We start from the raw sequence: 25,889 nt of genomic DNA, 5'->3' as shown, positions 1-25,889 counted from the left end.
ATCACCGCGCCTCAGGCGGGCGGGCGGCGTCGCCGCTGCCGGGGCCGGCCGTCGCGGCCCGCGCGCGCAGGGCGCCCGCGCGGAGCCTTTGCACGGCGGCGGAGGCGGCCTCGTGGGCGTCGAGCGCGCCGCGCAGCACGAGCGCCCGCCCCTTGGCCGCGGCGGCTTCTCCCAGCGTCCCGTCGAGCACGCCCTCGGCGAGCCGGACGAGCGGGCCGATCTCGGCGAGGTTCCGCGCGAGCGCCCGGGCGTCGGTGGCGAGCCCGGACGCCGCCTCGCAGGGCGAGGCGCTCGCGATGGCCGCGGCCTCCTCGCAGAGCTCCTCCGCGACGGGGCCCATGTCGCGCCAGCACGACACGGCCGCGCGCAGGCTGGCCGGCGTGACGTGCGTCGCGCGCGACGCGTGCGGTGCGTGCGACGCGTGCGACGCGTCGATCCCGCGCGCCGCGTCGACCCGCGGCCCCGCCGTCGCCGCCTGCGCCGCGGCGATGACGGGCGAGAGGGCGAGGAGCGCGCGCTCCAGGGCGCGGGTGGCCTGCTCGACGCGGACGAGGCGCTCCTGCACGTCGGCGCTGGCCAGCGGGGCGTCGCTCAGCGTGAGCGCCGAGAGCCGGCCGGAGACGTCGATGGCGAGCTGCTCGAGGGCGCCGACGATGCGCTGGTCGAAGCGGCGCGGGACGACGTCGAGCACGCAGAGCGCCCCGAGCACGTGCCCGTGCGCGCGCACCGGCACGCCCGCGTAGGCGCGGATGCCGTAGCTCTCGACGAGCTCCTTCGGGACGCGCTCGTCGCGCAGCGCGTCGTCGACGATGAGCGGCACCTCGTCGAGCACGACGAGCTGGCAGAAGGAGTTGCTCCTCGACGTCGCGCAGCTCACGGCGAGCTCGAGGGGGAGCCCGTGCTGCGCGCGCAGGAGCTGGACATGGCGCACGAGCAGGCTGACCACGGCGATGGGCGACCGGGCCAGCTTGGCGGCCCGCACCACGCAGGCGTCGAGGATGGCGTCCGCCTCGGCGCGCAGCACGGCGCCACGCAGCTCGGCCAGGCGGACAGGGTCGTTCAGGTCGGCCATCGCGCGATGCTACCTTGCCTGGCGGGGCGCGGGTCGGCCGAGGTCACCGGTCACCCCGCGCGCGCCGCCGCTTCCCTCGCCCGCACCGCCGCGATGAAGGTGCGGAGGTGCACCTCGACCACCCGGCTCACGTCGGGCGTGTACCCACCCGCGAGCACCCACGCGATCGGGACGCCCCGCTCGAGCGCGGCCCGGAACACGATCTGGTCGCGCGCGTGGAGATCGTCGTGCGTCAGGTCGAGCGGCGAGTACGGGTCCTCGCGGTACGGGTCCGCGCCGGCCTGGTACAGGATCAGGTCGGGCGCGGCGCGGTCGATCGCCGGGCCGAGGTGCCGCTCCAGGATCTCGAGGTAGGCGGCGCCGCCGCTCCCGTTCGGGACCGGGACGGACCAACAGTTCTCGGTGTCCGGGGCGCGCTCGCCCTCGACGTCCCGGTGCGCTTTGTTCTGCTTGTACCAGCTGCCGTAGATGGAGAGCTGGAACGCCCAGGGGCGCGACGCGAGCAGCGAGGCGGTGCCGTTGCCGTAATGGAGGTCCATGTCGACCACGAGGCCGCGGCGGATGCGCCCCTCGGCGCGCGCGCGCTCCAGCGCGACGACGAGGCCGTTGAAGGTGCAGAAGCCCTCGCCGTGGCCCTCGTGCGCGTGGTGGAAGCCGCTCGCGAGGTTGCCCGCGACGCCGTCCTCGAGGGCCGCGGCGGCGGCGGCGACGCAGCCGCCGTTCGTGAAGCGCACCGCCCCGGCGAGCGCCGGCGACCACGGGAGCTTCTGCGACTCGGCCAGCGCCCGGGGCTCGCCGGTCGCGATCGCCTGGACGTACCCGGGCGCGTGGACGCGCAGGAGGTCCTCGTCACAGGCCGCCTCGGGCTCCTCGATGCGCACGGGCAGGCCGCTCCGCTCGATCGCCTCGCGCACGAGGGCGAACTTGCGCATCGGCATGACGTGCTCGCCGATGTCCGCGAAATAGCGCGGCGTGTGGAACACCCGGATCGGCGGCGAGGCGGCGGCGTCCGAGGTCACTTGCAGACCGACTCGAGGTGATCGAGCGCCTCGCCGACGTGGCGCGGGGCGAAGATCAGCGCCGGCCGGAAGCGGAGCGTGCGGTCGCCCGAGCCGCCCACCTCGAGGCCCCGGTTGCGTAGCGCGGTGAGCGCCGCGTCGCGCCGGGCGGCGTGGGGGAAGTCGACAGCGGCGAAGGTGCCGCTGCCCCGGGCGCCCGAGAGCACCGCGGGGTAGCGCCGGCAGAGGTCCTCGAGGCCGGCGACCAGGCGCTCGCCGGTCGATCGCGTGTTCTCGAGGAGCCGGTCGCGCTCGATGACCTCGAGGATCACCTCGAGCTGGGCGCCGCGGAGCGGGTCGCCGAGCCAGGTGTTGAAGACGCGCAGCGGCTCGATCGGCGCGAGCTCCTCGCGGCAATAGAAGCCGCCGAGCTGCATCTTCTTGGAGAACGTGACCATGTCCGGCGGCTCGGGCAGGTCCCACGCCTCGTGCGCCCAGAGCGCGCCGGTCCCGCCGCCGCAGGTCTGCACCTCGTCGATGATGAGCGCGACGCCGCGCTCCGCGGTGAGGCGGCGGAGCGCCTGGAAGAAGGTCGGGCTCGCGTGGCGGTCGCCGCCCTCGCCCTGGATCGGCTCGACGATGACCGCGGCGACCTCGTCCGGGTGGGCGTCGAGCGCCGCCTCGACCGCCTCGAGCGAGCGCGCCTCGGCGGCGCGGTTCTGCTCGGCGTGCGCCGCGAGAGGGAAATGGCTCGCGGGGAACGGCGCGACGGGCCAGTCGAACGCGGGGATGTCGAGCTTGTGGATCGGCTTGCTCCGCGTCGCCGAGAGGGCGCCCATGCTGCGGCCGTGGAAGCCGCCATCGAAGGAGAGCACCTTGAAGGCGTTCACGCCGGGCTGCCGGTTGAGCATGCAGGCGGCGAGGTCGCCGTCGCTCGGCTGCGCGCCGCCGCGCCGGCGCCGGGCGAGCCGGATGAACGCGGCCTTGAGCGCGTTCTCGACCGCCTCCGCGCCGGTCGTGAACGTGAAGACGCGCGTGTGCCCCTTCGGCGCGACGCGCATCAGCGTCTTCTCGACGAGGTCGACCCACTCGGGCGCGGGCGCGACGCCGAGCGCGGAGCGATAGCCGGCGCACCAGTCGAAGCGGCCGCTGCGCCACGCGGCGAGCAGGTCCGGATGGTTGTAGCCGATGGGCACGGCGGCGATGTGCCCGTACACGTCGAGCAGCACGTTGCCGTCCACGTCGACCATGTAGTTGCCCAGGCTCTTGCGCGCGTCCTGATAGAAGTGGATCGGTCGCGCGTCCTGGTAGCGATGGTGGCGGGCGCGGAGCGCCTCGGACGCAGGCCCCGGGATGGCGGTGCGCATCGAGGCGCGCTCGGGCTCGCCGGGGATGGGCGGAGAGATGTGGGTCGGGGCGTTCATGGTCGGACTCCAATGCAACGGGGGCGGCGGAGCGTCACGCGGATCCGTCGGTCGCGACGGCCGCCTGGACGCGCACAACGATCGATTTCGACGCGGGCGTGTGGCTCTTCTCGGCGATGCTGCCGAGCGGCACGAGCACGTTCGCCTCGGGGAAGTAGGCCGCGACGTTGCCGCGGGGGATCGTGTACAGCACGACGCGGAACGCGCGCGCGACGCGCTGCCCGTCGGAGAAGCGGCTCGTGACGTCGACGAGGTCCCCCTGGGCGAGGCCGCGCTCGGCCGCGTCCTCGGCGTTCATGAACACGACGCGGCGCCCGCCCCGGACGCCGCGGTAGCGGTCGTCGAGCCCGTAGATGGTCGTGTTGTACTGGTCGTGGCTGCGGATCGTCATCATCAGGAGCTCGCCCGGCTCGAGATCGTGCCGCGGGAGCGGGTGGATCACGAAGTTCGCCTTGCCGGTCTCCGTGCGGAACTCGCGCCGCGCCGCCGCGTTCGGCAGGGCGAAGCCGCGCGGGTCTCGGATGCGCGCGTTGAAGCCGTCGAACCCGTCGATCGTGCGCTCGATGAGATCGCGGATCCTGTCGTAATCGGCCGTGAGCTCCTCCCAGGGCACGCGCGAGCGCGCGCCCAGCGCCGCGCGGGCGAGGCCCGCGACGATGGCCACCTCGCTGCGCAGCAGCTCCGAGGCCGGCGGGAGGCTGCCCCGCGAGCTCGAGACGACGCCCATCGAGTTCTCGACGGTCACGAACTGCGGCCCGCCCGCCTGCGCGTCGCGCTCGGTGCGGCCGAGGCAAGGCAGGATGAGCGCGCGCCTTCCCGTCACGAGGTGCGCCCGGTTCAGCTTGGTCGAGACGTGCGCTGTGAGGTCGCACCGGGCGAGGGCGCGGGCGGTCAGCGCCGTGTCCGGCGTGGCCGAGAGGAAGTTGCCGCCCAGCGCGAAGAAGACGCGGGCGCGCCCCTCGGCCATCGCTGCGATCGCGGCGACGGTGTCGAGCCCGTGGCGGCGCGGCGGGGAGAAGCCGAAGTTCTGCTCGATCCGATCGAGGAGCTCCGCGGGCGGGCGCTCCCAGATGCCCATCGTCCGGTCGCCCTGCACGTTGCTGTGCCCGCGCACCGGGCACGCGCCCGCGCCGGGCCGCCCGATGTTTCCGCGAAGGAGCAGGAAGCTCATCACCTGCTGCACGTTGGCCACGCCGTTCTGGTGCTGCGTGAGGCCCATGGCCCAGCACGCGATCGTGCGCTCGGAGCGCATCGCGATCTCGGCCGCCGCCCGGATCCGGTCGCGCGGGACCCCGCTCTGCGCGACGATGTCGTCCCAGGGCGCGCCGCGCACGGCCTCCGCGAACGCCTCGAAGCCGTGGGTGTGGCCCGCGATGAACGCGCGATCGAGCACGGCGCCCGGCCTCCGCGCCTCCTCCTCGAGCATCTCCTTGATGATCCCGGTGAAGAGCGCGACGTCGCCGTTGATGCGCACCTGGAGGAAGAGCGTCGAGAGCGGCACGCCCGAGCCCACGAGATCGAGCGGGTGCTGCGGGTGCTGGAAGCGCTCGTTGCCGGCCTCGGGGAGCGGGTTCACCGTCACGATCTCGCACCCGCGCAGCCGCGCCTCGCGCAGCGCCGAGAGCATGCGCGGGTGGTTCGTCCCCGGGTTCTGCCCGACGACGAAGATCGCGTCGGCCAGCTCGAAATCGTGGAGGGATACGGTCCCTTTGCCCACGCCGATGGCCTCGCGCAGGCCGACGCCGCTCGACTCGTGGCACATGTTCGAGCAGTCGGGCAGGTTGTTCGTCCCGAGCTCGCGCACGAAGAGCTGGTAGAGGAACGCCGCCTCGTTGCTCGTGCGGCCCGACGTGTAGAAGACGGCCTCGTCCGGCGAGCCGAGCGCGCGCAGCGACGAGGCGACGACGTCGAGCGCCTCGTCCCACGACACCGGGCGGTAATGCGACGCGCCCTCGTCGAGCAGCATCGGGTGGGTGAGCCGCCCCTGCTTGCCGAGCCAGTGGTCGGACTGCCGCGAGAGCGCCTCGACGCTGTGCTCCCGGAAGAACTCGGGCGTGACGCGGCGGAGCGTCGCCTCCTCGGCGACCGCCTTGGCGCCGTTCTCGCAAAACTCCGCGACCGAGCGCTTCTCCTCGGGCTCGGGCCACGCGCAGCCGGGGCAGTCGAAGCCCTCGCCCTGGTTCACGCGGAGGAGCGTGCGCACGGCGCGCGCGACCCCCATCTCGCCGACCGCGTGCCGGAGCGTCGCGCCGACCGCCGGGAGCCCGCCGGCCGCCGCGCTGCGCTCGCCGATCCTGGGCGCCTCGGGCTCGAGCGGCGGCTCCGCCTGCACGTCGCGCGGCGCGTCGCGGGCCGTCAAGACGCGGCCTCCGCCGGGACCGCGACGGGGACCTCGACGCGCTCCCGGCCCGCGTACACGTTGAACCGCCCGTCGCGGGCGAAGCCGACGAGCGTCATCCCGTGGGCCGCCGCGAGCTCGGCGGCCAGGCTCGAGGGCGCGCCAACCGCGACCATCACCGGGATCGAGGCCCGCAGCGCCTTCTGCACGAGCTCGAACCCGGCGCGCCCGCTGACCATGAGCACCGCGCCCGGGTCCGGCAGCCGCCCGGCGAGCAGCGCGGCGCCGATCAGCTTGTCGACGGCGTTGTGGCGCCCGACGTCCTCGCGGAGGTCGGCGAGCGCGCCGCTCGCGTCGAAGAGGGCCGCCGCGTGCAGCCCCCCGGTCCGCCCGAACACCGCCTGCGCGCCGCGGAGCCGCGCGGCGAGCCCGTGCACGACGCCCGGCGCGAGCCGGGGAACGCCCCGCGCGAGCGGCGAGGGCGGCGCGAGCGCCGCGACGTCGATCGACGCCTTGCCGCAGACGCCGCAGCTCGCGCTCGCGACCGCGAGGGCCCGCTCGGTCCGGCCGAGATCGACGATCACGTCCTCGCCGAGCGTGACGCGCACGAGATCGCCCGAGGGGCCGAGGGCCTCCTCGACGGCGACAACGTCGGCCGCGCGGGAAATGACGCCCTCGGCGAACAGGAGGCCGACCGCGAGCTCGCGGTCGTTGCCGGGCGTGCGCATCGTGATGCCGAGGCGGCGCCCCTCGCGCCCCGCCGCACCGCTGGCGCGCGCGACGACGACGATCTCGAGCGGCTCCTCGACGGCGAGCAGATCTTCGGCGTCCGAGGCGATCTCGCCCGTGATCGTGCGTATCGAGACGTTGGCTGTGCTGGACGGCATGGCGGGGTGGTTCCGGGCTCCGTCATCCTAGCCTGCTGCGCCCAGGAGAGCAGGCCGCTCCAGAGGATGTGTTCGATGGTCTGCCGGCGCGGGCCGATGAGGCGGCGTCGAGACGGCGATGGTGCTGCTATCCTCCAACCGACGGGACGATGACAGGAGGAGAGCCGGATGGAAGATTGGATCGTCGCGCGCCCGGGCCTGCTCGGGGGCAAGCCCTGCATCAAGGGCACCCGCATCAGCGTCGAACTCGTTCTGGATCTGCTGGCGAGCGGCGCGACACGTGAGCAAATCCTGGAAGCCTACCCGCAGCTCCCGGCTGAAGGGCTCTCGGCGGCGCTGCGGTACGCGGCGCGCTCCCTGAAAAACGAGGTGGTCTGGGAGGTGAAGATCCCTGCATGAAGCCGCTCGCGTTCCCGCTACTCGCGGACGAGAACATCCATCGTGAGGTGGTGCGTGCGCTCGTCCTTCGGGGCAAAGACGTCCGTGCGGTGCTCGAAGAGGGAATGGGCGGCAGAGATGACATCGACGTCCTGCGCCATGCACACGGCCAAGGTCGTGTCGTTCTGACACACGATGGTGATTTCGGAACGCTCGCTTACCAGTCCGGCGAACCGCTCGTGGGCATCATCTATTTGAGACCTGGGCACATCTCACCGACGTTCGTGATCGAGATGCTCGAAGCGATCGAGGCCAGCGCAGCGGACGTGGAACCGCCGTTCGTGCTCGTTGCAGAGCGGAAGGACGCGCTGGTGCGTGTTCGGGTCCGGTGTCTTCGACCGGAGCGATGACGAGGGCAGCTTTCAGATGCCTTGAGGCGGCCAGAGATTCCTGGCGTCGAGCGCCGTCGCTGCCCGAGCCGCCCGAGCCCTCAACCCCCCCACGCCGCGCAGAGCCTCTCGAGCTCCCGCTCCGGCACGTCGAGCGGCGCCTTGCCGCGCCACGCCGGCGGGAACAGCGGCATCACCGCGCTCCGGAGCACCGGCGCGAACCCCGCGACCTCCGCCGGCCCCCGCGGGATCCGGATCAGGGGCACGCGCTCGCCCGGGAACGCCGCGAGGCGCGCGAGCGCGTTCTCGCGGATCGGCGCAAGCTCGCTCGGGCTCACCTCGCGCGCGTGGACGGCCTGGTAATGGCGCAGAAACGACTCGGCCCGGGCGCGGGGGATGTCGTCGCGCTCCTCCTCGCCGACCTGGCGCACCACCGCGAGCAGCGGCAGCGGCACGGGCGTGACGCCGAGCGCCGCGGTGTCGCGAAAGTCCGGCTGCGCGTACGGGAGCACGTCCGGCGGGACGATCGCGAACCCCGCGCGCCCGTACGCGATGAGCCGCACCACCGTGTCGCGGTCGTCCGTGTCGACGGCCTCCATCTCCGCGGCGAGCATCACCTCCGCGCCGTCGCCGCCGGCCCCCTGGCCCCCTGTGAGCCCCGCGCCCTCGATCGCCCGGCGCGCGAGCGCGACCGGCGCCGCGCGCAGCAGGGCGGCGAGCCCGGTGCGGCGGAAGGCCGGCAGGACGAGCGCGTGCGACAGGAGCGCCACGCAGCGCCGCGCCGCGCGGTCCAGCGTGACGTAGCAATCGCGCACGCCGGCGAGGTGCCCCTCCGCGTCGCGCGCGAGCAGCAGGTGGTACGTCGCCGTGATGGGCGCCCCCGCGTCCGTGTGCGCCCCGGTGAGCCACGCCCAGAGCACCTCGCGGCGCTCGAGCTCGCCCTTCGGCCCGAAGACCGCGTCGAGCGCCCGGTAGCCCTCGTCGAACGCCGCGCCGTCCTGCGCCTCGTCCACGGAGAACTGCGCGAGCGCCCGCGCGACCTTCTCCGGCCCCTCCCCCGGGCAGACGTCGCGCGGATCGACGATCATCCGGCCATCTCGCGCAGCACCGCGTCGAAGACGCCGATCGCCTCGTCGACCTCCGAGACCGTCGTGATGAGGTGCGGCCGCAGCCGGACCGAGCGCGTCCCCGTGTAGCTCGCGAACACCCCGCGGCGGAGCGCGCGCGAGAGGAAATCGTCGCGCGCCGCGGTCGTCGGCAGATCGAACGCGAGCAGGAAGCCGCGGCCGCGCGGCTCGCTCGCGAGCGCGGGGTAGCGCTCGCAGAGCTCCTCGATCCGCGAGAGGAAGTGGCGGCCCGTCGCGCGCACGTTGCCGAGCAGGTCCTCGGACTCGATCGCGCGGAGCGTCGCCAGCGCGATCGCGGACCGCGCGCGGTCGCCGTTGCGCGTCTGGTACATGCGCCCGAACTGCGCGACGTCGTACGCGCTCGTCGCGAAGAACCCGCCCATCTGCATCTTCTTCCCGAAGCACATGAGATCGGGCGGGCGCGGCAGCTCGAGCTGCTCGTGCGCCCAGAGCGTGCCGGTGATCCCCATGCCGGTCTGCACCTCGTCCAGGATGAACGCCGCGCCCGCCTTCCCGGCGAGCTCCTGCGCGCGGCGGAAGAAGGCCGCGCTCGCGTGCCGATCGCCCCCCTCGGACTGCACGGGCTCGACGATCAGGGCGGCCACCCGGCCGCCGTGCGCGTCGAGGATCCGCTCGAGCGCGGCGAGGGCCTCCGCCTCGGCGCGGTCGTTCTCGTCGGCGAAGCGCGCCAGCGGGAAGCGGCTCGCGGGGAACGGCGCCGTCGGCCAGGGGAACGCGGGCAGGTCGGCCTTGTGGATCACCTTCGAGTGCGTGGCGGACATCGGCCCGAGGCCCCGGCCGTGGAACGCGCCGGCGAACGACACGACCACCGCGTCGGTGCCCGCGTTGTCGAGGATGCTCTGCTGCAGCTGCTCCGGCAGCTCGAGCGGGTTCCTCGGCAGCCCGGCGGCCTCCCGCCGGCGCTCGCCGTGCCGGATGAACGCCGCCTTGATCGCGGACTCGACGCCCTCGCCCCCCGCGTCCACGCAGAAGACGCGCGCCATGCCGCGCGGCGCGAACCGCTGCTCGAGCGCCTCGACGAACTCGAACCAGGCCGGCGTCGTCACGAACGGCGTCGACGTCGGGTTCGCGACGGCGCGGATGAAGGCCTCGCGGTGCGCCACCTCGACCAGGGCGGGGTGGTTGTAGCCGAGCGCCCCGAGCGCGAAGTTCGCGAACAGGTCCAGGAACACGTTGCCGTCCACGTCGACGAGCGAGCACCCGCGGCTCGCGATGTCGTCCATCACGACCGCGCGATACCTCGACTGCATGTCGAAGCCGCCGCGCGCCATCCAGGCGCGCGCCTTCGGCCCGGGCAGCTCGGTGACGACTCTTCGCGGAGGGACGGACGGGAGCGTGGGGCGATCGGAGAAATCCATAGGCAGCGCGAGTATCCCGCACGCCGGGGCGCGTGTCATCGCCGCTTGCCGCGCCCGGGTGCGCGGGTTTACGACGGGGGCATGGGTGACACGCGCGAGACGGTGAAGAGCCTTTGGATCGACAACGCCGAGAGGGAGGCGCTCTCGGGCGAGACGTTCGAGACCGCGAACCCCGCGACGGGCGGGGCGCTCGCGCGGCTCGCCCGCGGCCGCCGCGAGGACGTCGACGCCGCCGTGGCGTCCGCGCGCGCGGCGTTTCCGCGCTGGGCGGCGATGGATCCGAACGAGCGCGCGCGCATCCTGTGGAAGGCGGGGGAGCTGATCCTCGCGCGGTGCGAGGAGCTTTCGCGGCTCGAGGCGCTCGACACGGGCAAGCCGATCACGGCCGCGCGGACGATCGACGTGCCGCGCACGGCGGACACGTTCTTCTACTTCTCCGGGTGGGCGACGAAGCTCGGCGGCGAGACGATCCCGGTGCGGGGTCCGTTCCTCAACTACACCGTGCGCGAGCCGCTCGGCGTCATCGGCGCGATCATCCCCTGGAACTTCCCGCTCTTGCTCGCGGCGCGGAAGGTGGCGCCCGCGCTCGCGGTGGGCAACGTGGTGGTCGTCAAGCCGCCGGAGGAGGCGAGCCTCACGACGCTGGAGCTGGCGCGCATCCTCGCGGAGGCGGGGGTGCCGCCGGGCGTCGTCAACGTCGTCACGGGGCACGGCGAGGAGGCGGGCGCTGCGCTCGTCGAGCACCCGGGCGTCGCGAAGATCTCGTTCACGGGCGGCACGGAGACGGGCAGGACGATCATGCGCGCGGCGGCGGGCACGCTGAAGAAGGTGTCGCTGGAGCTGGGCGGCAAGAGCCCCAACATCGTCTTCGCGGACGCGGACGTGGAGAGCGCCGCGAAGGCGGCGGTGACGGCCATCTTCTACAACCAGGGCGAGCTCTGCACGGCGGGGAGCCGGCTCCTCGTGGAGCGGTCGGTGCACGACCGCGTGCTGGAGGTGGTCACGAGCGGCGCGCGCCGGCTGGTCCCTGGCGATCCGCTCGATCCGTCGACGCAGATGGGCCCCCTCGTCTCGGAGGCGCACTTCACGAAGGTGCTCGGCTACATCGACCGTGGCGCGGCCGAGGGGGCGCGCCGCGAGACCGGCGGGCGCCGCGAGGGCCCGGGGTTCTTCGTCGAGCCGACGGTATTCTCGTCGGTCTCCCCGTCGATGGCCCTCGCCCGCGAGGAGATCTTCGGCCCCGTGCTGGCGGTCCTGCCCTTCGACGACGTGGAGGAGGCCGCGCGCGTCGCGAACGCGACCGAGTTCGGCCTCGCGGCGGGCATCTGGACGCGCGACGTCGGCAAGGCGCACGCGCTGGCCGCGCGCCTCTCGGCGGGCACCGTCTGGATCAACACGTACAACCGCTTCGACGCGGCGAGCCCGTATGGCGGAACCAAGCAGTCCGGCTTCGGGCGGGAGAACGGCCGCGCGGTGCTGGACGAGCTGACGCAGCTCAAGTCCGTCTGGGTCTCTCTCAGCTGAGCGGGACGCATCGGCGCTGACGACGCGCCCCGCTCTCGTCTCCTTCTCCCGTCCTCGCCTGCAGCCGACTACTTCGGCGGGGGCGCGGCCTCCTTCGTGCCAGGGGCCGGGGGCTGCGCGCCGCCCTGGGTCCCTGTCGCTCCCGCGCCCGCCGGGCCGAGCTTCTGCGAGAGAGCCTCCGCGTCCTTCAGGTGCTTCTCGATCGTCGGCCGGAGGTCCTTCTCGACCATCGCCTTCAGATCGGCGTTCTTCGCGTTCGGCAGCGCCTTCCTGTCGAGGAAGTCGAGCGTGTTCTGGTGATCCTTGATCATCGTGGCCACGAACTGCTGATCGAAATCGGCCCCTTGCAGCGCCTTCAGCTGCTCGAGCGCGCTTTGCGCCTCCTCGGTGAGCTGCTTGCTCTTGTCCGAGTCCGCCGCCGTGATGCCGAGCTTCTTGACCAGCTTGGCCTGCTTCGCCTTCGCCTCGGTGTGGTGCTGGGCGATGACCTTGGCATAGGCCTTCACGTCCTTGCTCTTGGCCTTCGTCTGCGCGAGCTGGGCCTCGTCGATCTCCTTCTTGTTCGAGGCGTCGAGCACGGCGAGGATCTGCTCGTCGGTCAGCGGCGCCTCGGCCGGGGCGCTGGGCGTCGTCCCCGGCTGCGTCGTCCCCGCCTGCGGCTCGGTGCCGGGCGGCGGAGCCGGCGGCGTCGCGGGAGGGGTCGCCTCCGGCAGCGGCGGGGCGGCGGTCGGGGCCGGCTGCGGTGGTGCTTCGTTCGTGCTCGGGCTGCTCGCCGGGGGCGTGTTGGAGCAGCCGACGCCGACAGCGAGACCGATCGTCAGGACGAGAGCGTTGCGCGATGCAACCATGGGTAAAGACCTCCTCACGTGGATTCGAGTGCCGGCCCCCGTGCAAGATCCGGTGCACGGCACGGGCGCCCCCTTTTCTCCCGGATCCATGCGACTGCTCCCCTCCCCGCTGTGGCAAGTTGCCACGGGAGTGAGCGAATCTGCCTCATCAGTCCGCTCAGGAGGATGCCTGTGCCGGACTCGACGGTTGCGCGGCGGTGCTGTCGCACGACAGCCCCGGTAAGGCCGCGCGGCACGGCGCGATGACCTCGGCGAGCACCTCGCGGCGCAGCGCCCCGAGCGCGCGCGCCGGGAGCAGGCCGAGCGCCTCGTGCACGCCTGGCCCGGGGGCCGGGTCGGCGGCGTAGCGGGCGGCGGCGCGGGAGAACGCGCGGTCCGCCGCGGAGCGCGCCGGCTCGCCGAACGTCGCGAGCATCCACGAGAGCGCCCTCCACGAGAGCGCCGCGTGGCGCTCCTCGTCGGCGGCGATGCGCGCGAGCGTGGCCGCGAGCGCCGGATCCCCCGCGCGCTGCGCGATCTCACGGCCCTCCGCCGCGCCCAGCGCCTCGCCAACGCAGCCCTCCTCGACGAGCGCCTCCACCACCTCGGCGACGCCGGCGCCGAGCGGCGCCGTGGCCGCCTCGAGCAGCGGCCCGGGGCCGATGGCCCGGCCGGCGAGGCGGGAGGCGACGCCGTAGGCGAGGCGCGCGTGCTCCACCTCGTCGAGCGCGGCGCGGTGCGCCTCGCCGACGAGGGCGGCCGGCGCGCCGAGCGCGAGGAGCTGGAGGGAGAAGCGGGCGAAGCTCGCGATGGACGCGTGCTCGAGCGCGGCGACAGCGGCGTAGTGCGCCGCGGCGAGCTCGCGCACCTCGGGCGAGAGGGACGCGACATCGAGCTCGGCGGGAGCGCGCCAGTCCTCGCGCGCAGCGCCCTGCGCGGCGCGCGGCCGGCCGTCGACGACGAACGGGCGGCCGATGGCGCAGGAGATCCCGGCGCACTCCCAGCGCACGCGCTCTGCCTCCGGGTCGGTGACGACGCAGGCGGCGCCGCGGTTCTCGTCAGAAGATCGGCAGTCCGCGTCGCTCAGGCAGGTATCTTCCTTGGTGCGGCAGGCGAGCGTGACCTGCTCCCAGCAGCCGTTGAAGTACGCCGACAGGCCGCAGGTGCTGCCGGGGCAATCGGCGTCGACCGAACAGAGGGCCTTTGCGCAGACGGAGTGCTGCTCTCGGAGGGCGCCTGCCCCCTTGCACACGCAGGCCTCGGACGCGCCGCACTCCGCGTCGCTCTCGCAGGCGTACTCGCAGCCGCAATACGCGCCTATCTGCCCGACCGAGCTCACGCACTTTCCGCGGGGTCCCTCCTTGCAATCGGCGTCCGTCCTGCACTGGAACGTCCGCTCCGTGCCGCTGCACGCGCTCTGGTCGATGGTCGCGTCGCACCGGACCCGCGTGGCGCGGTGCACGGTGCCGTCCCGCTCCGTCACCCAGCCCACGCCGCGCGGCGGCGGCCGGGGCGCGGACTGGCCCGGCTCTTCCGGGACGCCGGCGTCGCGGGGCGTGGCCTGCGGCTCGCCGAGCGTGACGACCGCGACGTCGGGGCTCTTCGCGTTGGAGCAGCCGGCGGCGCCGGCGGCGAGGAGGAGGGTCATGCGGAGCGAGCGGTGGCGTTCCATTCGCGGCAGGGTAGCAGAGGGGCGCGCGAGGCCGGATCGATGGGCTCGGGGACGCTGCGCGCCGGCGCCGGCGCAAGGCGGGCGGAGCGCGTGGCGCAGGAGTTCGCGGTCGATCCGGGACAAGGCGGAGCGCGTGGAGAAGGAGCTCGCGGAGGTGGTAACACCACTGCGTCGCAGCCCGTCGAGCCCGGCAACGACCGACCGGCGGGAGCTGCACGCTCGGGCGGATATCCCTGTAGATCGAGGAGTCTTTTCGTCGCGCCGGGGTCGACGCGGCGCCCGCGCGACACAGCCTTCGGGGCCATGGAGTACATGATGGACCCCGCTGCGGAGCAGCGGTTGCAGGCCTACTTGTCTGAGATTGGCGACGTGCTCGGCCATCCGCTGCGGCGCGAGTCCTTCGCGACGTATGCGTTGGGGCTGCTCGGCGAGGCGGAGCGCAAGAGCGTCGAACCGATCGCGGCGCGCGCCTGCCCCGATCCGGAACGCGTCGAGGTGGCGCACCAACGCCTGCTGCACTTCGTCTCGAACTCGCATTGGGACGACGAGGCCGTGCGCGTTCACGCTGCGCGCTATGCGATCGGAGCGATGACCCAGCAGGCCCCCGTGACCTCGTGGATCGTCGACGACACGGGCTTCTTGAAGAAGGGGACCCACTCCGTCGGCGTTCAGCGGCAATACACCGGCTCCGCCGGTAAGACCACCAATTGCCAGATCGGGGTCAGCCTCAGTGTGGCGACCCGCTATCACCATGTCCCCATTGACTTCGAGCTGTACCTGCCGCAAAGCTGGGCGGACGATCCAGCACGACGACGTGAGGCGCGCATCCCCGACCAAGTCGTCTACAAGACCAAGATCGACTTGGCGCTCGAGATGATCGAGCGCGCCGCCCGTCATGGCATTCCCGGGGATATCGTGCTGGCCGACGCCGCCTACGGCAATTCTAATGCGTTCCGGGAGACGGTGCGGTTGCTGGGCTTCGACTACGCCGTCGGCATCGAATCGCCCACAAAGGTCCTCCCGCTGCGACGTCGTGGCGCTGTCGACCCAAGCCCGACCGTCAGCGCCGCCGACTTCGCGCAACGCCTCGGACGCGGGGCGTTTCGTCGCCTGTGCTGGCGGGAAGGCACGTGTCGAACGTTGTCCTCGCGCTTCGCACTTCGGCGCGTCCAGGTGGCGCACGAGGACGGGATCCCGATCGAGCAGCACCCGCCCGTTTGGCTCCTGATGGAGTGGCCAGACGACGAGCCGAAGCCGACCAAGTTCGCGCTCACGACGCTTCCGGCGCGGATGACGAACAAAGAGATCGTTCGGAGGTTCAAGGAACGCTACCGCACCGAAAAGGTCTACGAAGAGTTGAAGGGGGAGCTGGGCCTGGACCACTTCGAGGGCCGTCGGTTTCGCGGCTGGCATCATCACGTCACGGTCGCGCTGAGCTGCTATGCCTTCGTGGTCGCGGAACGCACGCGGCCTTTTCCCCCCTCGGCCGCCCGGCCGCGTCGCCCCCGTGCGCTCGCGCTCGCGGCCTGAGCGCCACTTCCCGGACTCCTTCCCCACGGTTCGTCTCGCCATCGCTCGCGTGCTGACCCGCTGGTTGCCCCGATGCCCAAGCTGCCACGCGTCGCAGTCCAGGGGCGATCCGTTTCAGCTCGCTGGCCGTGACGCAGTGGTGCTAGAGGTGCCGCGGCTCGATCTCCAGGCGGCCGCCGTGCAGGCCATCGGCGTGGCCGAGGCGCTCGCCGCGCCGAAGCTGCGCCAGCGCATCGCGGCCATCGCCGCCACAGGCGCGCTCGATGCCACGCTGATCGACGGGCTCGAGGGCGTCGCCTGGGCGACATGGTTCGCCCGGTACAAGTTCCTCCTGACCTCGGCCACCCACTCCGGGGCAGCGCTCCCGGCCACCCTCGTCGAACGGGCGTACGAGACGCGCGCGCGCATGCTGAAGACCCTCGAGTATCACCTCGACGGCGACGCGGAGGCGGTCGCGCAGCTCGCGCACCTGCGCGCGGGCAGCGGCCACCTCGACCTCGCCAACGATCTGTCCGGCGCAGCCGAGATGTACCGGAAGCACCGCGAGGCCATCCAGGACGACAAGCGGAACTTCCGCAGCGAGGACGAGCAGGACGCGGCCGCGCTCGCGGCGCAGATCCTCCGCCTGCTCGGCGCCACGGCGACGCCCGAGCAGACGCTCTGGAAGGGCTACCAGGCGCGCGCCGCCAAGCTGCTCTTCCGCCATTACGACGAGGCCGTCCGCGTCGGCCGCTTCCTCTTCTACTACGACGATCCCGAGGGCCGATTCCCCAACCTGTACACGGCGACGCGCGCCACGCCGACGCCCTCTCGGACCGAGAAGAAGCTGGACGCCAGCCCCGTGAAGCCAGAAGCCGTCACCGTCGATCCGCCGGTCGGCATCGCCTGATCCGGACGCTCCCGACAGCCGCGTTGACCAACGTCGTTCGGTCGCGCTCAGGGCCCGAAGCCCCCCACCATCACTCACGAACGTGAACGTGGTCGAGATCGTCAGTGGTCGTCAACGGTAGGCCGTGAACGACCACGACCTCGACCACGTTCACGACCACGACCTCGACCACGTTCACGTTCGGAGCTAGGAGAACGCGGCGCGAAGACTGTTCGCAGCGCTACTGCGCCGGCATCGCGCCGGCGCGGCGGCTACCTCCTGGCCCTGCGCCCGATCCCGCGCGCGTCGCGCCCGATCGGCTCGCCCAGCTCGAACGTCGGCTCGCCTGTCCTCGCCGGCGGCGCTTGCGGCTCGCCCGCCTCGAGCGGGCCGTGCGCGTGCTCGGCGTCCGCGATGGATGGATAGCGCTCCACGTCGCCGTCGACCTGGAAGCCCCCCTCGCGCGCCGGGCGCACCACGCGGCCGAGGACGAGCCCCTCGTCCCAGATGCCGCGGTGCTCGACCGCGATCGCAGCGCCCACGGCGACCTCGGAGAGCCGCGAGAGCGCGCCGTCCGGCCGCTTCGGCGTGGGCCGCCAGCGCAGGATCGTGTCCTCGTGAAGCACGACGACTGCGCGCTCGCCGGGCAGCTCGGAGATCCCGAGGGCAAAGCGCACGCGGTGCCCCGGTGCCCCGGAGCCCGCGCCGCGCCCGCCGCGGGCATCGCTCTCCGCCTCGTCGATCGCGGCGAGCTGCTCCGGTTGCTGATCCTCGAGCGGATCCATACGCCGTGTCCTCCCCCGCAGATCTCGGACGAGGTCGCCGTGTCGTCAAGCCCGACGCCCACGACGCACAGCGAGGGACGCACGGCGAGGATCGGGCTCGAACGCCGCTCCAGGTGAGCACCGCTCCAGCGTCGAGCGCCGCACGAGGCGAGCACCGCTCCAGTCGAACGCCGCCCCGGACGGCGGTGGCCAGCGCCGTATCCGACGCTTGACGTCCGCCGGACCTCCGCCCATCCCCTCGCCCGATGGTGTCGTTCGATCCGTTCCCCGTCCTGATGACGCCGCGCCTCCGCCTCCGCGCGATCGAGCCCGCCGACGCCGCGACCCTCCTCCGCATCCACTCCGACCCGGAGGTGACGCACTACTTCGGCCGCGCGCCCGACAGCTCGCTGGCCGACGCGGAGCAGCGCATCGATTCCATCCTCGCCGGGATCCGCGACGCCACATCCATCCGCTGGGGCATCACCCTCCACGAGAGCGGAGAGCTCATCGGGACCACGGGCTTCTGGCGCTGGCACAAACCCCATCGCTGGGCGGAGATCGGCTATGAGCTGCTGCCCGCGTTCTGGAACCGGGGCATCATGACCGAGGCGCTGCGCGCCGTGCTCCCCTTCGGATTCGACGTGATGGACCTCCACCGCATCGAAGCGCACATCGATCCCGAGAACCGCGCCAGCATGCGCGTCCTGGAGCGGCTCGGCTTCGTGCGGGACGGGCTGCTCCGCGAGAACTGGTATTACAACGGGCGGTACACCGACACCGCGATCTACGGGCTCCTGCGCCGCGACGCCGGCGGCGCCGCGAGGTGACCCGAGATCGCCCGAGCGGCCTGCGCGCGCCCCCTCCCGCGCTACCTCGGCGCCGGCGCGCCCTTGCTGCCCGGCGGCGCCGCGGTCCCGGCCTCGCCCTTGCGCGCCAGGTTCAGCTGGATCCGCGCGGGGGACTCCGACGTGATCTCCACCGTCTGCGAGACGCCGTCGCTCGATCGCACGTCGACCGAGAGCGACACCCCCGGCATCGGCCGCGCGATGACCTGGCTGCCCACGCCGAGCACCACGCCGTTCAGCCGCACGACCGCGGCGCTCGGCTCGATCTGCACCGCGATCGGATCCACGAGCGACCGCTGATCCCTCGGCCGGCTCAGCGCGACGAACATGAGCGACGCCACCGCGACGCCCGTGGACACCGAGGCCACGAGCCACGGCAGCGCCACCGGGCGCAGCGCGTCGCCGCCGGCGCGCATCAGCCCGCCGAGCCCCCGCCGCGGCTCTGACCGCACGCTCCGCCGCCCCTCGGAGGGCGGCCCCGCCGACAGCGTCGCGCCCGGCTTCGGCCGCCACCCCGCGCGCTGCTGCGGGGCGACGGCGGCCGCGATGCGCTGCCGCTCCTCCTCCATGCTCTCCCCGCAGCGCTCCAGGAGGAGCTCCGCCACGTGCGCGGGCGTCACCACGCCCGACCTGCGCATGAGGAAATCTTCCAGCACGCTCGCCATCTCGCCCGCCGTCTGGAAGCGCTTCCGCGGATCGCGCGCGAGCGCCTTCACGATGATCTCCTCGAGATCACGCGGGCAATGCGGCGCGATCAGCGTGGGCCGCGGCGGCTCCGGCACCCCGGTCTGCGGCAGCACGAGGTCGTGCAGCACCTGGAACGGGAGCGCGCCCGTCACCGCCTCGAAGAGCACCACGCCGAGCGAGAAGATGTCCGAGCGGCGATCGACCGGCTGGCCCTGCGCCTGCTCCGGTGACATGTACTCGCCCTTGCCCTTGATCTCGCCCGTCTGCGTCGTGTCGCCCAGGCGCTCGAACGCCTTCACGATCCCGAAATCGGCCACCTTCACCGTGCCGTCGCGATCGATGAGGATGTTCTGCGGGCAGACGTCGCGGTGCACGATGCCGAGCGGCTCCCCGCGATCGTCGTGGAGGTCGTGCGCCGCGTGCAGCCCGTGCGCCGCGTCGGCCACGATGCGCGAGGCGATCGCCGGGGAGAGCGGCATCGGACGGAGGCCCGGCCGGAGCAGCTGCTGCATCGTCTGCCCGTCGATCCACTCCATCACGAGGAAGAGCACGCCGTCCGTGTCGCCGAGGTCCAGGATCTCGACCACGTTGCGGTGGTGGATCTTCGAGGCGAGGTTCGCCTCGTCGAGGAACATGCGCTGGAACTGCGGATCACGCGCGAGCGCCGGGATGAGCGTCTTCAGCGCGACGACCTTGTGAAAGCCGCGGGAGCCCTCCATGCGCGCGGCCCAGACCTGCGCCATCCCGCCCTCGCCGATGAGGCGCAGGAGCTCATATCGCCCGAGACGCTGCCCCGGAGCGGGGTCCTCGGAGATCCGCATGGCTCACCAGATGCTGGTGCTCGGGGAGCCGCGCCTGCGGTCCCCAGGAGCAGCCCGGCCGCGGGTCGCGGCCCCTCTCTCCAGACGATCACCATAGCCAAGCGCGACCTCGCCGGAAAGGCTCGTGTGGCGCGCCCGAGCCCGCGACGCCTCGATCCCGGCGTCGGCGATGCCCGCGGCGCCCCGCGCGACCTTCTCCACCTCCACTTCCACCTCCACTTCCACCTCCACTTCCCCTCGCCCGCGATCCGCGTCGCTCCCACGCCTCGCCCCTGCTATGGCCGGAGCACGATGACGAACGCGACAAGCGCTCCGCCCGCCCGCGCGGACCGGGCCCCCGCCTCCAAAGCCCTGTTCGACCGCGCCGCCGCCGTCCTGCCGGGCGGCGTGAACAGCCCCGTGCGCGCCTTCCGCGCCGTCGGCGGCGACCCCCTGTTCATCGCGCGCGCCCAGGGCGCGCGGCTGTTCGACGCCGACGGGGCCGAGTACATCGACTACGTCGGCTCCTGGGGGCCGGCCATCCTCGGCCACGCGGACCCCGCCGTCATCGAGGCTGTCCGCGAGGCCGCCCTCGGCGGACTCTCGTTCGGCGCGCCGACCGAGCTCGAGGTCCGCTTCGCCGAGAAGATCCGCGAGCTCTACCCGAGCATCGACATGCTGCGCTGCGTCTCGAGCGGCACCGAGGCCACGATGAGCGCCATCCGCGTCGCGCGCGGCTTCACGCGCCGCGACGCCATCATCAAGTTCGAGGGCTGCTACCACGGCCACGCCGATCACCTGCTCGTCAAGGCGGGCAGCGGGCTCGCCACCTTCGGCGCCCCCGACTCCGCCGGCGTCCCCGAGAGCATCGCCCGCACCACGCTCTCCTTGCCCTACAACGACCCGGCCGCCCTCGAGGCCGCCTTCGCCGCGCGCGGCGGCGACATCGCCGCGGTCATCCTCGAGCCCGTGGTCGGCAACATGGGCTGCGTCCCGCCGGAGCCCGGGTTCCTCGCCCTCGTCATCGACCTCTGCCGCAAGCACGGCGCGCTCTCGATCTTCGACGAGGTGATGACGGGCTGCCGCCTCGCCCGCGGCGGCGCGCAGGAGCGCTTCGGCCTCCGGCCGGATCTGACGACGCTCGGCAAGATCGTCGGCGGCGGCATGCCCCTCGCGGCCTACGGCGGCCGCGCCGACGTGATGCGCGTCGTCTCGCCGCTCGGCCCCGTGTACCAGGCGGGCACGCTCAGCGGCAACCCGCTCGCGGTCACGGCGGGGCTCGCGACGCTCGATCGCCTCACGCCCGCGCTCTACGAGCGGCTCGAGAAGCTCGGCGCTTCCCTCGAGGAGGGCCTCCGGGCCGCCGCCGAGGGCGCCGGCGCGGCCGCGTGCGTCCAGCGGGTCGGCTCGATGATCACGCTGTTCTTCACGAAGGGCCCGGTCCGCTCCTGGGCCGACGCCGCCACGTCCGACACGAAGCGCTTCAGCGCCTTCCACGCGGCGATGCTCGCGCGAGGCGTCTACTGGCCTCCGTCGCAGTACGAGGCGGCGTTCCTGAGCGGCGCGCACTCGGAAGAGGACATCGAGCGGACGATCGCCGCCTGCCGCGAGGCGCTCGCGGCCTGAGGGCCGCGCCGGCCTTTCCCAGGAGGGCCCCCGCGACGACGGGGCCAGGACGGCGAAGGGCCGACCGCCGCGGCGATCGGCCCTTCTGCGCCGGCGCGCTCGAACGGTCCTCGGAGCGTGTCAGTCGGCCGCGCGGACCCAGCCGTTTCTGTAGTAGTTGCCGCGGGCGGTCGGCCAGAGCAGGCAGTTCGTCGCCGATCCCGGCACCGTGTACACGTACGTGTTCGGCTCCGGGTCCGCCCCCACCCACCCGATCTCGCGGAGCGACACGACGATCTCGATCGTCCCGTCGCCGTTCACGTCGGCGAGCGTCGGCACCGGCATCGCGCCGAGCCGCGGCAGCGGGATCTGGTGGAGGATCGTGCCGCCGGCGTCGAGCACGAAGAGGTGGCTCCTGTCCTCCTCGGTCGAGTAGGTGTTGAACACGACCTCGGGGATGCCGTCGCCCGACAGATCCCCGACCACGACGCCGCCCGTGAGCACCTGCGTGTCGTCCGTGTAGGTGACGTCCCAGAACTCGGTCTTGTCGGCGTAGACCGCGTGGATCCGCCCGTCCAGGCCCGCGAAGATCATCTCAGGGCCGGCGTGCGTCGCGTCGAGATCGGCCACGGTCACCTGCTGCGTCATGGCCACGATGTTGCCGTCGAAATCCTCGCCGCCGGACAGGTAGTCCGAGGCGTAGAACGGGCTCTCCCACCCCTCGATGCGGCTCGCGTCGTTGCGGACCGCCCAGAGCCCGACGCCCTGGGACTGGTCATTCATGGCGACGTCCTCGGCCGCCGCGAGCATGATGATCTCCGGCGTGCCGTCGCCGTCGAGGTCCGCGATCGCAGGGGCCGAGTTCTTGAAATAGGCCTGCAGGTCGCTGCTGTCGCCGAAGCCCTGCTTCGCGAGCTCGAGATCGTGCATGTACCGCACGCCCGGCGTCTTCGGGCGGCCCTCGAACATGGGATTCGCGTCGAAGGCCTCTCCCGTGCCGTGATAGAACCCGGCATAGGAGTTATCCATCGGCGAGACGATGTCCTGCGATCCATCGCCGTCGAGATCACCGATGGCCAGGTTCTGGTCGTAGGCGCCCACGATCCAGCACTCGGCGTCGTCGCTGCGGCGCGCGTCGCAGCCGATCGTCTCGCTCTCGATCGGCGGGAAGCCAGCGACCGCCGACCCGCTCGCGTGGAAGGCCATCAGGATGTCGGAGTAGTCGGGGGACCTGTCGGTGCTCGCGGCGACGACGTCGAGCTGACCGTCGCCGTCGATGTCGCCCGCGGCGAGGGAGCGGATCTCGTCGTTCCAGGTGACGGGCCAGCCGCTCACCAGCTGGCCGCTCGCGTCGAGCATGTAGATCGTGGTGCGCGCCGCGAAGACCACCTCGAGCTGCCCGTCGCCGCGGAAGTCCGCGACGATCGGGCTCGCCCAGATGCGGCCGTTCTGGCGCGACTCGTCGTACCTCCACTTCTGCTCGCCGTCGGGGCCCCAGACGACGACGTTGCCGTTGTGCGTCACCAGGATCTCCTGCTCGCCGTCGCCGTCGAGATCGGCGACCACCGGCGACCCGAGCCACGCGCTCTCGTCGTCGTCGGACAGCTGGAGGAGGAGCTGGGGCTCTGCGACGTCGGAGGAGCCGCTCGACGCCGGAGCGCACGACGCGGCGGCCGGCAGCGGCTTGGAGCCCCCACCGACGGGGGGGCGGTAGCCACCGGAGCCAGAGGAGCCGCTGCCGCTCCCGCTGCCGCTGCCGCTGCCGGTGGTGGGAGAGGAGCCGTCGAGGTTGCCGAGCTGCCCTTCGCAGGCCGCGAGGGCGAGGACACTGGTGAAGAGAGCGATTCTACCGGGAATTACAAAACCTCGGTTGGAGACAAGGGAGTTCATCATGCCAGGGAGCTTACCAGCGCTCCGGGCCCTACAAGGAGGTGGAAGCGGAAAATTGACGCAGTCACGCACGCGCCGAACGGTACGTTACGCTCCTCCTTCTGGCGCGCAGGTGGCACACGTCATTGCAGGAGGGAGGCAAGTACACGTTCGTGACGTAGCGCGCACGCGCCCCCCGTTCCGTTCCCGTTCCGTTCCCGTTCCCCACCTCCGCTCGCGCCCCCGCGCGACGTCGGAGGCGCATGGCGGGGGTATGGGTGCGGGTAGGTGCTGTGCTAGGCTCCGCCGCCATGAACGTATCGCGACGGCTTTGGATTGCTGGCGCCGCATGTGCCCTCCTGATGGGGACGACGGCGCTTGGCTGCAGCTCGAATCCCGCGCCCAAGACGGCCAAGGTGCAAGCCGGTGACATGCCCGAAGGCGGCGACTGGACGGGGGTCTATTACAGCGAGCTCTACGGCTACCTGCACCTCGTGCAGGACAACGACGCCATCGAGGGGCGCTGGATCCGTCCCGTCAAGGATCGCTGGGGCGTGCTGCACGGGACGGTGACAGGCGACCTCATCAAGTTCACGTGGACCGAGCACACCATCGGCGCGATCGGGCAGAGCGCGACCAAGGAAGGCCGGGGGTACTTCAAGTACACGCGGCCGGATGGCGAGAACGTCGACGACCGGCTGGCGGGCGAGATCGGCCGCAACAAGGACGAGGTCGGCGAGCCCTGGGAAGCGGTCAAGCAGCGCAACATGCTCCCGGATCTGAAGTCGATCGGGGGCTCCGGCGCCTCCGACATGGGCGGCGGCGACTGGGACAGCGCGAACCAGGAGGAAGGCGCGCCCGAGCCGCCCGCCGCTCCCTCCGACGAAGCACCTGCCGAGCCCCCCGGCCTCTGACATAACAGCCCCCGATGACCCAACCGCAGCCTCGAGGCATTCAGTTCCGCGAACCCCCCATCTTCGAGCGTGGCACGCCGGGAAGGACCGGCGCGTCGCTCCCCCCGCTCGACGTGCCCGAGGTCGAGCCCGCCGCCCACTACGGCGCGCTCGCCCGCAAGGAGCCAGCCGGCCTGCCGGAGGTGAGCGAGCCGGAGGCCTTCCGGCACTTCATCCGGCTCTCGCAGTGGAACTTCTGCATCGACGGGCAGATGTACCCGCTCGGGTCGTGCACGATGAAGTACAACCCGAAGATCAACGAGTGGGCCGCGCGCATCCCCGGCTTCGCGAAGCTGCACCCGATGACGCCGGACGAGCTCAGCCAGGGCTCGCTCGAGGTGATGTGGCGCCTGCAGGAGGCGCTCTGCGAGGTCAGCGGGATGGACGGCTGCTCGCTGCAGCCCTCCGCGGGCGCGCAGGGCGAGCTCGCCGGGCTGATGATGATGCGGGCGTTCCACGAGTCGAAGGGGCGCTCGCCGAGGAAGGTGTTCATCCCGGAGAGCGCCCACGGCACGAACCCGGCGAGCTGCGCGCTCAACGGGCTCGTGGCCGTCCGGATCGAGAAGACCGCCGACGGCATCACCCACCCCGAGCAGGTCCTCGCCGCGATCGAGCGCGAGGGGTCGGACGGCGACGTCTGCGGGCTGATGATCACGAACCCGAACACCCTCGGGGCCTACGAGACGCACCTGCCGGCGATCATCAAGCTCATCCACGACAAGGGCGGGCTCGTGTACGGGGACGGCGCGAACACGAACGCGATCATGGGGCACGCGCGCCCGGGCGACGTCGGCATGGACGTCATCCACATCAACCTGCACAAGACGTTCACGACCCCGCACGGCGGCGGCGGCCCCGGCTCCGGGCCGGTCTGCTTCAAGAAGCACCTGGAGCCGTTCCAGCCCTCGCCCGTCCTCGTGCGGCGCGGCGACGCCTTCGCGTGGGACCGCGACCGGCCCCAGAGCGTCGGGCGGCTCCGGGCCTTCACGGGCAACTTCGGGATGTTCATCCGGGCGTACACGTACATCCGCGAGATGGGCGGCGACGGCCTGACGGCGGCGAGCAGCCTCGCCGTGCTCAACGCGCGCTACCTGTGGGCCAAGCTGAAGGACCACTACCTCGCGCCGGTGCCGCAGCCGTGCATGCACGAGGTGGTGCTCTCCGACAGCCAGCTGGAGAAGGAGACCGGGGTCAAGACGCTCGACGTCGCCAAGCGGCTGCTCGACTACGGCTTTCACGCGCCCACCGTCTACTTCCCGCTGGTCGTGCCCGGCGCCCTGATGATCGAGCCGACGGAGACGGAGACCCGCGAGACCCTCGACGAGTTCGTGGCCGCGATGCTCAGCATCCTCAAGGAGGCGCAGGAGACGCCGGAGGTCGTGAAGCAGGCGCCCCACGGCACGGTGGTCGGCCGCCTCGACGAGGCCCGCGCCGCGCGCCAGCCGCGCCTGCGATGGACGAAGGCCTGAGCTCCCCGGAGGAGGCGGCCCGCGGTCGGCCTCCTCCGGCGGGCGGCGCCGGCCGGCCGCGCGCGCCAAATTCGCGAATCTCCGCCAGACGCGACTACAATGAGCGCCGAGGGACCGCAGTGAGGCACCTCACGGGACGAGCGACGCGTGGCCGATACCGTTGAGAACGAAGGCGACATCGAGACGATCAGCCAGACCACCCCGGTCTCGGTCGGAGACGCCGTGCGCCTCGTGTTCCGCGCCTACGACGAGGCGACCCCGCCGTTCAACATCAAGATCCGCTCCCCCTCCGGGAAGATCATCATCGAGCGCGTGCTGCGCGATCTGCCCACCGGCAAGCCGCAGAGCGCCTCGCCCGTCGAGTTCAGCGCGTCGTCCCCCGGCGAGTACAAGATCGAGATCAAGCAGCTCTACGGCAAGGCGAAGGGCACGGCCGTCCTGCGCGTGAAGCCCTGAGGCGCGGGGCCCGCCTCTCTCCCGA

Annotated in this window: 22 protein-coding genes; 10 read left to right on the top strand and 12 right to left on the bottom strand. The window is 72.5% G+C overall.

Annotated features, from left to right (window positions below; genetic code table 11):
- Position 1: 1 nt before the first annotated feature.
- Genes WME95_RS50160 through WME95_RS50140 form a run of 5 tightly spaced genes read right to left on the bottom strand, consistent with a single transcriptional unit; the run spans position 2 to position 6,719 of the window.
- On the bottom strand, positions 2-1,072 hold the full coding sequence (locus tag WME95_RS50160) for a GAF domain-containing protein (RefSeq protein WP_437906256.1): 1,071 nt from the start codon (positions 1,070-1,072) through the stop codon (positions 2-4).
- A 50-nt stretch (positions 1,073-1,122) separates the two neighbouring features.
- Positions 1,123-2,091, bottom strand: a complete 969-nt coding sequence (locus WME95_RS50155) for a histone deacetylase family protein (RefSeq protein ID WP_437906255.1) — start codon at positions 2,089-2,091, stop codon at positions 1,123-1,125.
- A complete protein-coding gene (locus WME95_RS50150) occupies positions 2,088-3,494 on the bottom strand; it encodes an aminotransferase class III-fold pyridoxal phosphate-dependent enzyme (protein WP_437906254.1) in 1,407 nt (468 codons plus the stop codon). Before WME95_RS50150 ends, WME95_RS50155 begins: the two co-directional genes overlap by 4 nt.
- A gap of 34 nt (positions 3,495-3,528) precedes the next feature.
- Entirely contained in the window at positions 3,529-5,853 is a 2,325-nt protein-coding gene (locus tag WME95_RS50145; RefSeq protein WP_437906253.1) for an FdhF/YdeP family oxidoreductase, read from the bottom strand.
- Positions 5,850-6,719, bottom strand: coding sequence for a formate dehydrogenase accessory sulfurtransferase FdhD (locus WME95_RS50140; RefSeq protein WP_437906252.1), 870 nt, complete (start codon positions 6,717-6,719; stop codon positions 5,850-5,852). Before WME95_RS50140 ends, WME95_RS50145 begins: the two co-directional genes overlap by 4 nt.
- Before the next feature lie 168 nt (positions 6,720-6,887).
- Here WME95_RS50140 and WME95_RS50135 point away from each other — a divergent pair, with 168 nt between their 5' ends.
- Together WME95_RS50135 and WME95_RS50130 are read left to right on the top strand one after the other, a co-directional pair.
- Complete coding sequence (locus tag WME95_RS50135) at positions 6,888-7,118, top strand: DUF433 domain-containing protein (protein ID WP_437906251.1); 231 nt, start codon at positions 6,888-6,890, stop codon at positions 7,116-7,118.
- Complete coding sequence (locus WME95_RS50130; protein ID WP_437906250.1) at positions 7,115-7,507, top strand: DUF5615 family PIN-like protein; 393 nt, start codon at positions 7,115-7,117, stop codon at positions 7,505-7,507. Before WME95_RS50135 ends, WME95_RS50130 begins: the two co-directional genes overlap by 4 nt.
- A gap of 80 nt (positions 7,508-7,587) precedes the next feature.
- On the opposite strand, the gene WME95_RS50125 is transcribed toward WME95_RS50130, so the two are convergent.
- Positions 7,588-8,574, bottom strand: coding sequence for a hypothetical protein (locus tag WME95_RS50125; RefSeq protein ID WP_437906249.1), 987 nt, complete (start codon positions 8,572-8,574; stop codon positions 7,588-7,590).
- Positions 8,571-9,992 carry an aminotransferase class III-fold pyridoxal phosphate-dependent enzyme gene (locus WME95_RS50120; protein WP_437906248.1) on the bottom strand — a complete coding sequence of 474 codons (1,422 nt, stop codon included), beginning with the start codon at positions 9,990-9,992 and terminating at the stop codon, positions 8,571-8,573. The genes WME95_RS50125 and WME95_RS50120 overlap by 4 nt, the downstream gene beginning before the upstream one ends.
- 81 nt (positions 9,993-10,073) lie before the next feature.
- Between WME95_RS50120 and WME95_RS50115 the strand changes: the two genes are divergently transcribed.
- A complete protein-coding gene (locus tag WME95_RS50115; RefSeq protein ID WP_437906247.1) occupies positions 10,074-11,516 on the top strand; it encodes an aldehyde dehydrogenase family protein in 1,443 nt (480 codons plus the stop codon).
- A gap of 68 nt (positions 11,517-11,584) precedes the next feature.
- Here WME95_RS50115 and WME95_RS50110 read toward each other — a convergent pair whose 3' ends face one another.
- Together WME95_RS50110 and WME95_RS50105 are read right to left on the bottom strand one after the other, a co-directional pair.
- Entirely contained in the window at positions 11,585-12,364 is a 780-nt protein-coding gene (locus tag WME95_RS50110) for a DUF4142 domain-containing protein (RefSeq protein ID WP_437906246.1), read from the bottom strand.
- A gap of 157 nt (positions 12,365-12,521) precedes the next feature.
- Positions 12,522-14,015, bottom strand: coding sequence for a ferritin-like domain-containing protein (locus WME95_RS50105; RefSeq protein ID WP_437906245.1), 1,494 nt, complete (start codon positions 14,013-14,015; stop codon positions 12,522-12,524).
- 303 nt (positions 14,016-14,318) lie between these two features.
- Here WME95_RS50105 and WME95_RS50100 point away from each other — a divergent pair, with 303 nt between their 5' ends.
- Both WME95_RS50100 and WME95_RS50095 read left to right on the top strand, forming a co-directional pair.
- Entirely contained in the window at positions 14,319-15,545 is a 1,227-nt protein-coding gene (locus WME95_RS50100) for an IS701 family transposase (RefSeq protein ID WP_437906244.1), read from the top strand.
- Between the two features lie 148 nt (positions 15,546-15,693).
- Complete coding sequence (locus WME95_RS50095; RefSeq protein ID WP_437906243.1) at positions 15,694-16,434, top strand: hypothetical protein; 741 nt, start codon at positions 15,694-15,696, stop codon at positions 16,432-16,434.
- Between the two features lie 251 nt (positions 16,435-16,685).
- On the opposite strand, the gene WME95_RS50090 is transcribed toward WME95_RS50095, so the two are convergent.
- Positions 16,686-17,198 (bottom strand): hypothetical protein, encoded by a 513-nt coding sequence (locus WME95_RS50090; RefSeq protein WP_437906242.1) that lies wholly within the window; start codon positions 17,196-17,198, stop codon positions 16,686-16,688.
- 245 nt (positions 17,199-17,443) lie between these two features.
- Between WME95_RS50090 and WME95_RS50085 the strand changes: the two genes are divergently transcribed.
- Positions 17,444-18,007: a GNAT family N-acetyltransferase gene (locus WME95_RS50085; RefSeq protein WP_437906241.1), complete on the top strand. Its 564-nt coding sequence runs from the start codon at positions 17,444-17,446 to the stop codon at positions 18,005-18,007.
- Positions 18,008-18,048: 41 nt separating this feature from the next.
- Here WME95_RS50085 and WME95_RS50080 read toward each other — a convergent pair whose 3' ends face one another.
- Positions 18,049-19,533 (bottom strand): serine/threonine-protein kinase, encoded by a 1,485-nt coding sequence (locus WME95_RS50080; protein WP_437906240.1) that lies wholly within the window; start codon positions 19,531-19,533, stop codon positions 18,049-18,051.
- A gap of 291 nt (positions 19,534-19,824) precedes the next feature.
- Between WME95_RS50080 and hemL the strand changes: the two genes are divergently transcribed.
- Positions 19,825-21,138, top strand: coding sequence for a glutamate-1-semialdehyde 2,1-aminomutase (hemL, locus tag WME95_RS50075; protein ID WP_437911120.1), 1,314 nt, complete (start codon positions 19,825-19,827; stop codon positions 21,136-21,138).
- Positions 21,139-21,258: 120 nt separating this feature from the next.
- Here hemL and WME95_RS50070 read toward each other — a convergent pair whose 3' ends face one another.
- Positions 21,259-23,010 carry an FG-GAP repeat domain-containing protein gene (locus tag WME95_RS50070; RefSeq protein WP_437906239.1) on the bottom strand — a complete coding sequence of 584 codons (1,752 nt, stop codon included), beginning with the start codon at positions 23,008-23,010 and terminating at the stop codon, positions 21,259-21,261.
- 392 nt (positions 23,011-23,402) lie between these two features.
- Between WME95_RS50070 and WME95_RS50065 the strand changes: the two genes are divergently transcribed.
- The 3 genes from WME95_RS50065 (at position 23,403) to WME95_RS50055 (ending at position 25,864) form a co-directional block, all read left to right on the top strand.
- Positions 23,403-23,900, top strand: coding sequence for a hypothetical protein (locus tag WME95_RS50065; protein ID WP_437906238.1), 498 nt, complete (start codon positions 23,403-23,405; stop codon positions 23,898-23,900).
- Positions 23,901-23,914: 14 nt separating this feature from the next.
- Positions 23,915-25,408, top strand: coding sequence for an aminomethyl-transferring glycine dehydrogenase subunit GcvPB (gcvPB, locus tag WME95_RS50060; protein WP_437548153.1), 1,494 nt, complete (start codon positions 23,915-23,917; stop codon positions 25,406-25,408).
- 147 nt (positions 25,409-25,555) lie between these two features.
- Positions 25,556-25,864 carry a hypothetical protein gene (locus WME95_RS50055; protein ID WP_437548151.1) on the top strand — a complete coding sequence of 103 codons (309 nt, stop codon included), beginning with the start codon at positions 25,556-25,558 and terminating at the stop codon, positions 25,862-25,864.
- The last annotated feature ends 25 nt before the right edge of the window (positions 25,865-25,889 follow it).

It is taken from the genome of Sorangium sp. So ce327 (assembly GCF_051530205.1).
GTDB lineage: Bacteria > Myxococcota_A > Polyangia > Polyangiales > Polyangiaceae > Sorangium > Sorangium cellulosum_B.
Note: the sequence above shows the minus strand (reverse complement) of the source record. Positions and strands in the feature narration are given on the sequence as shown.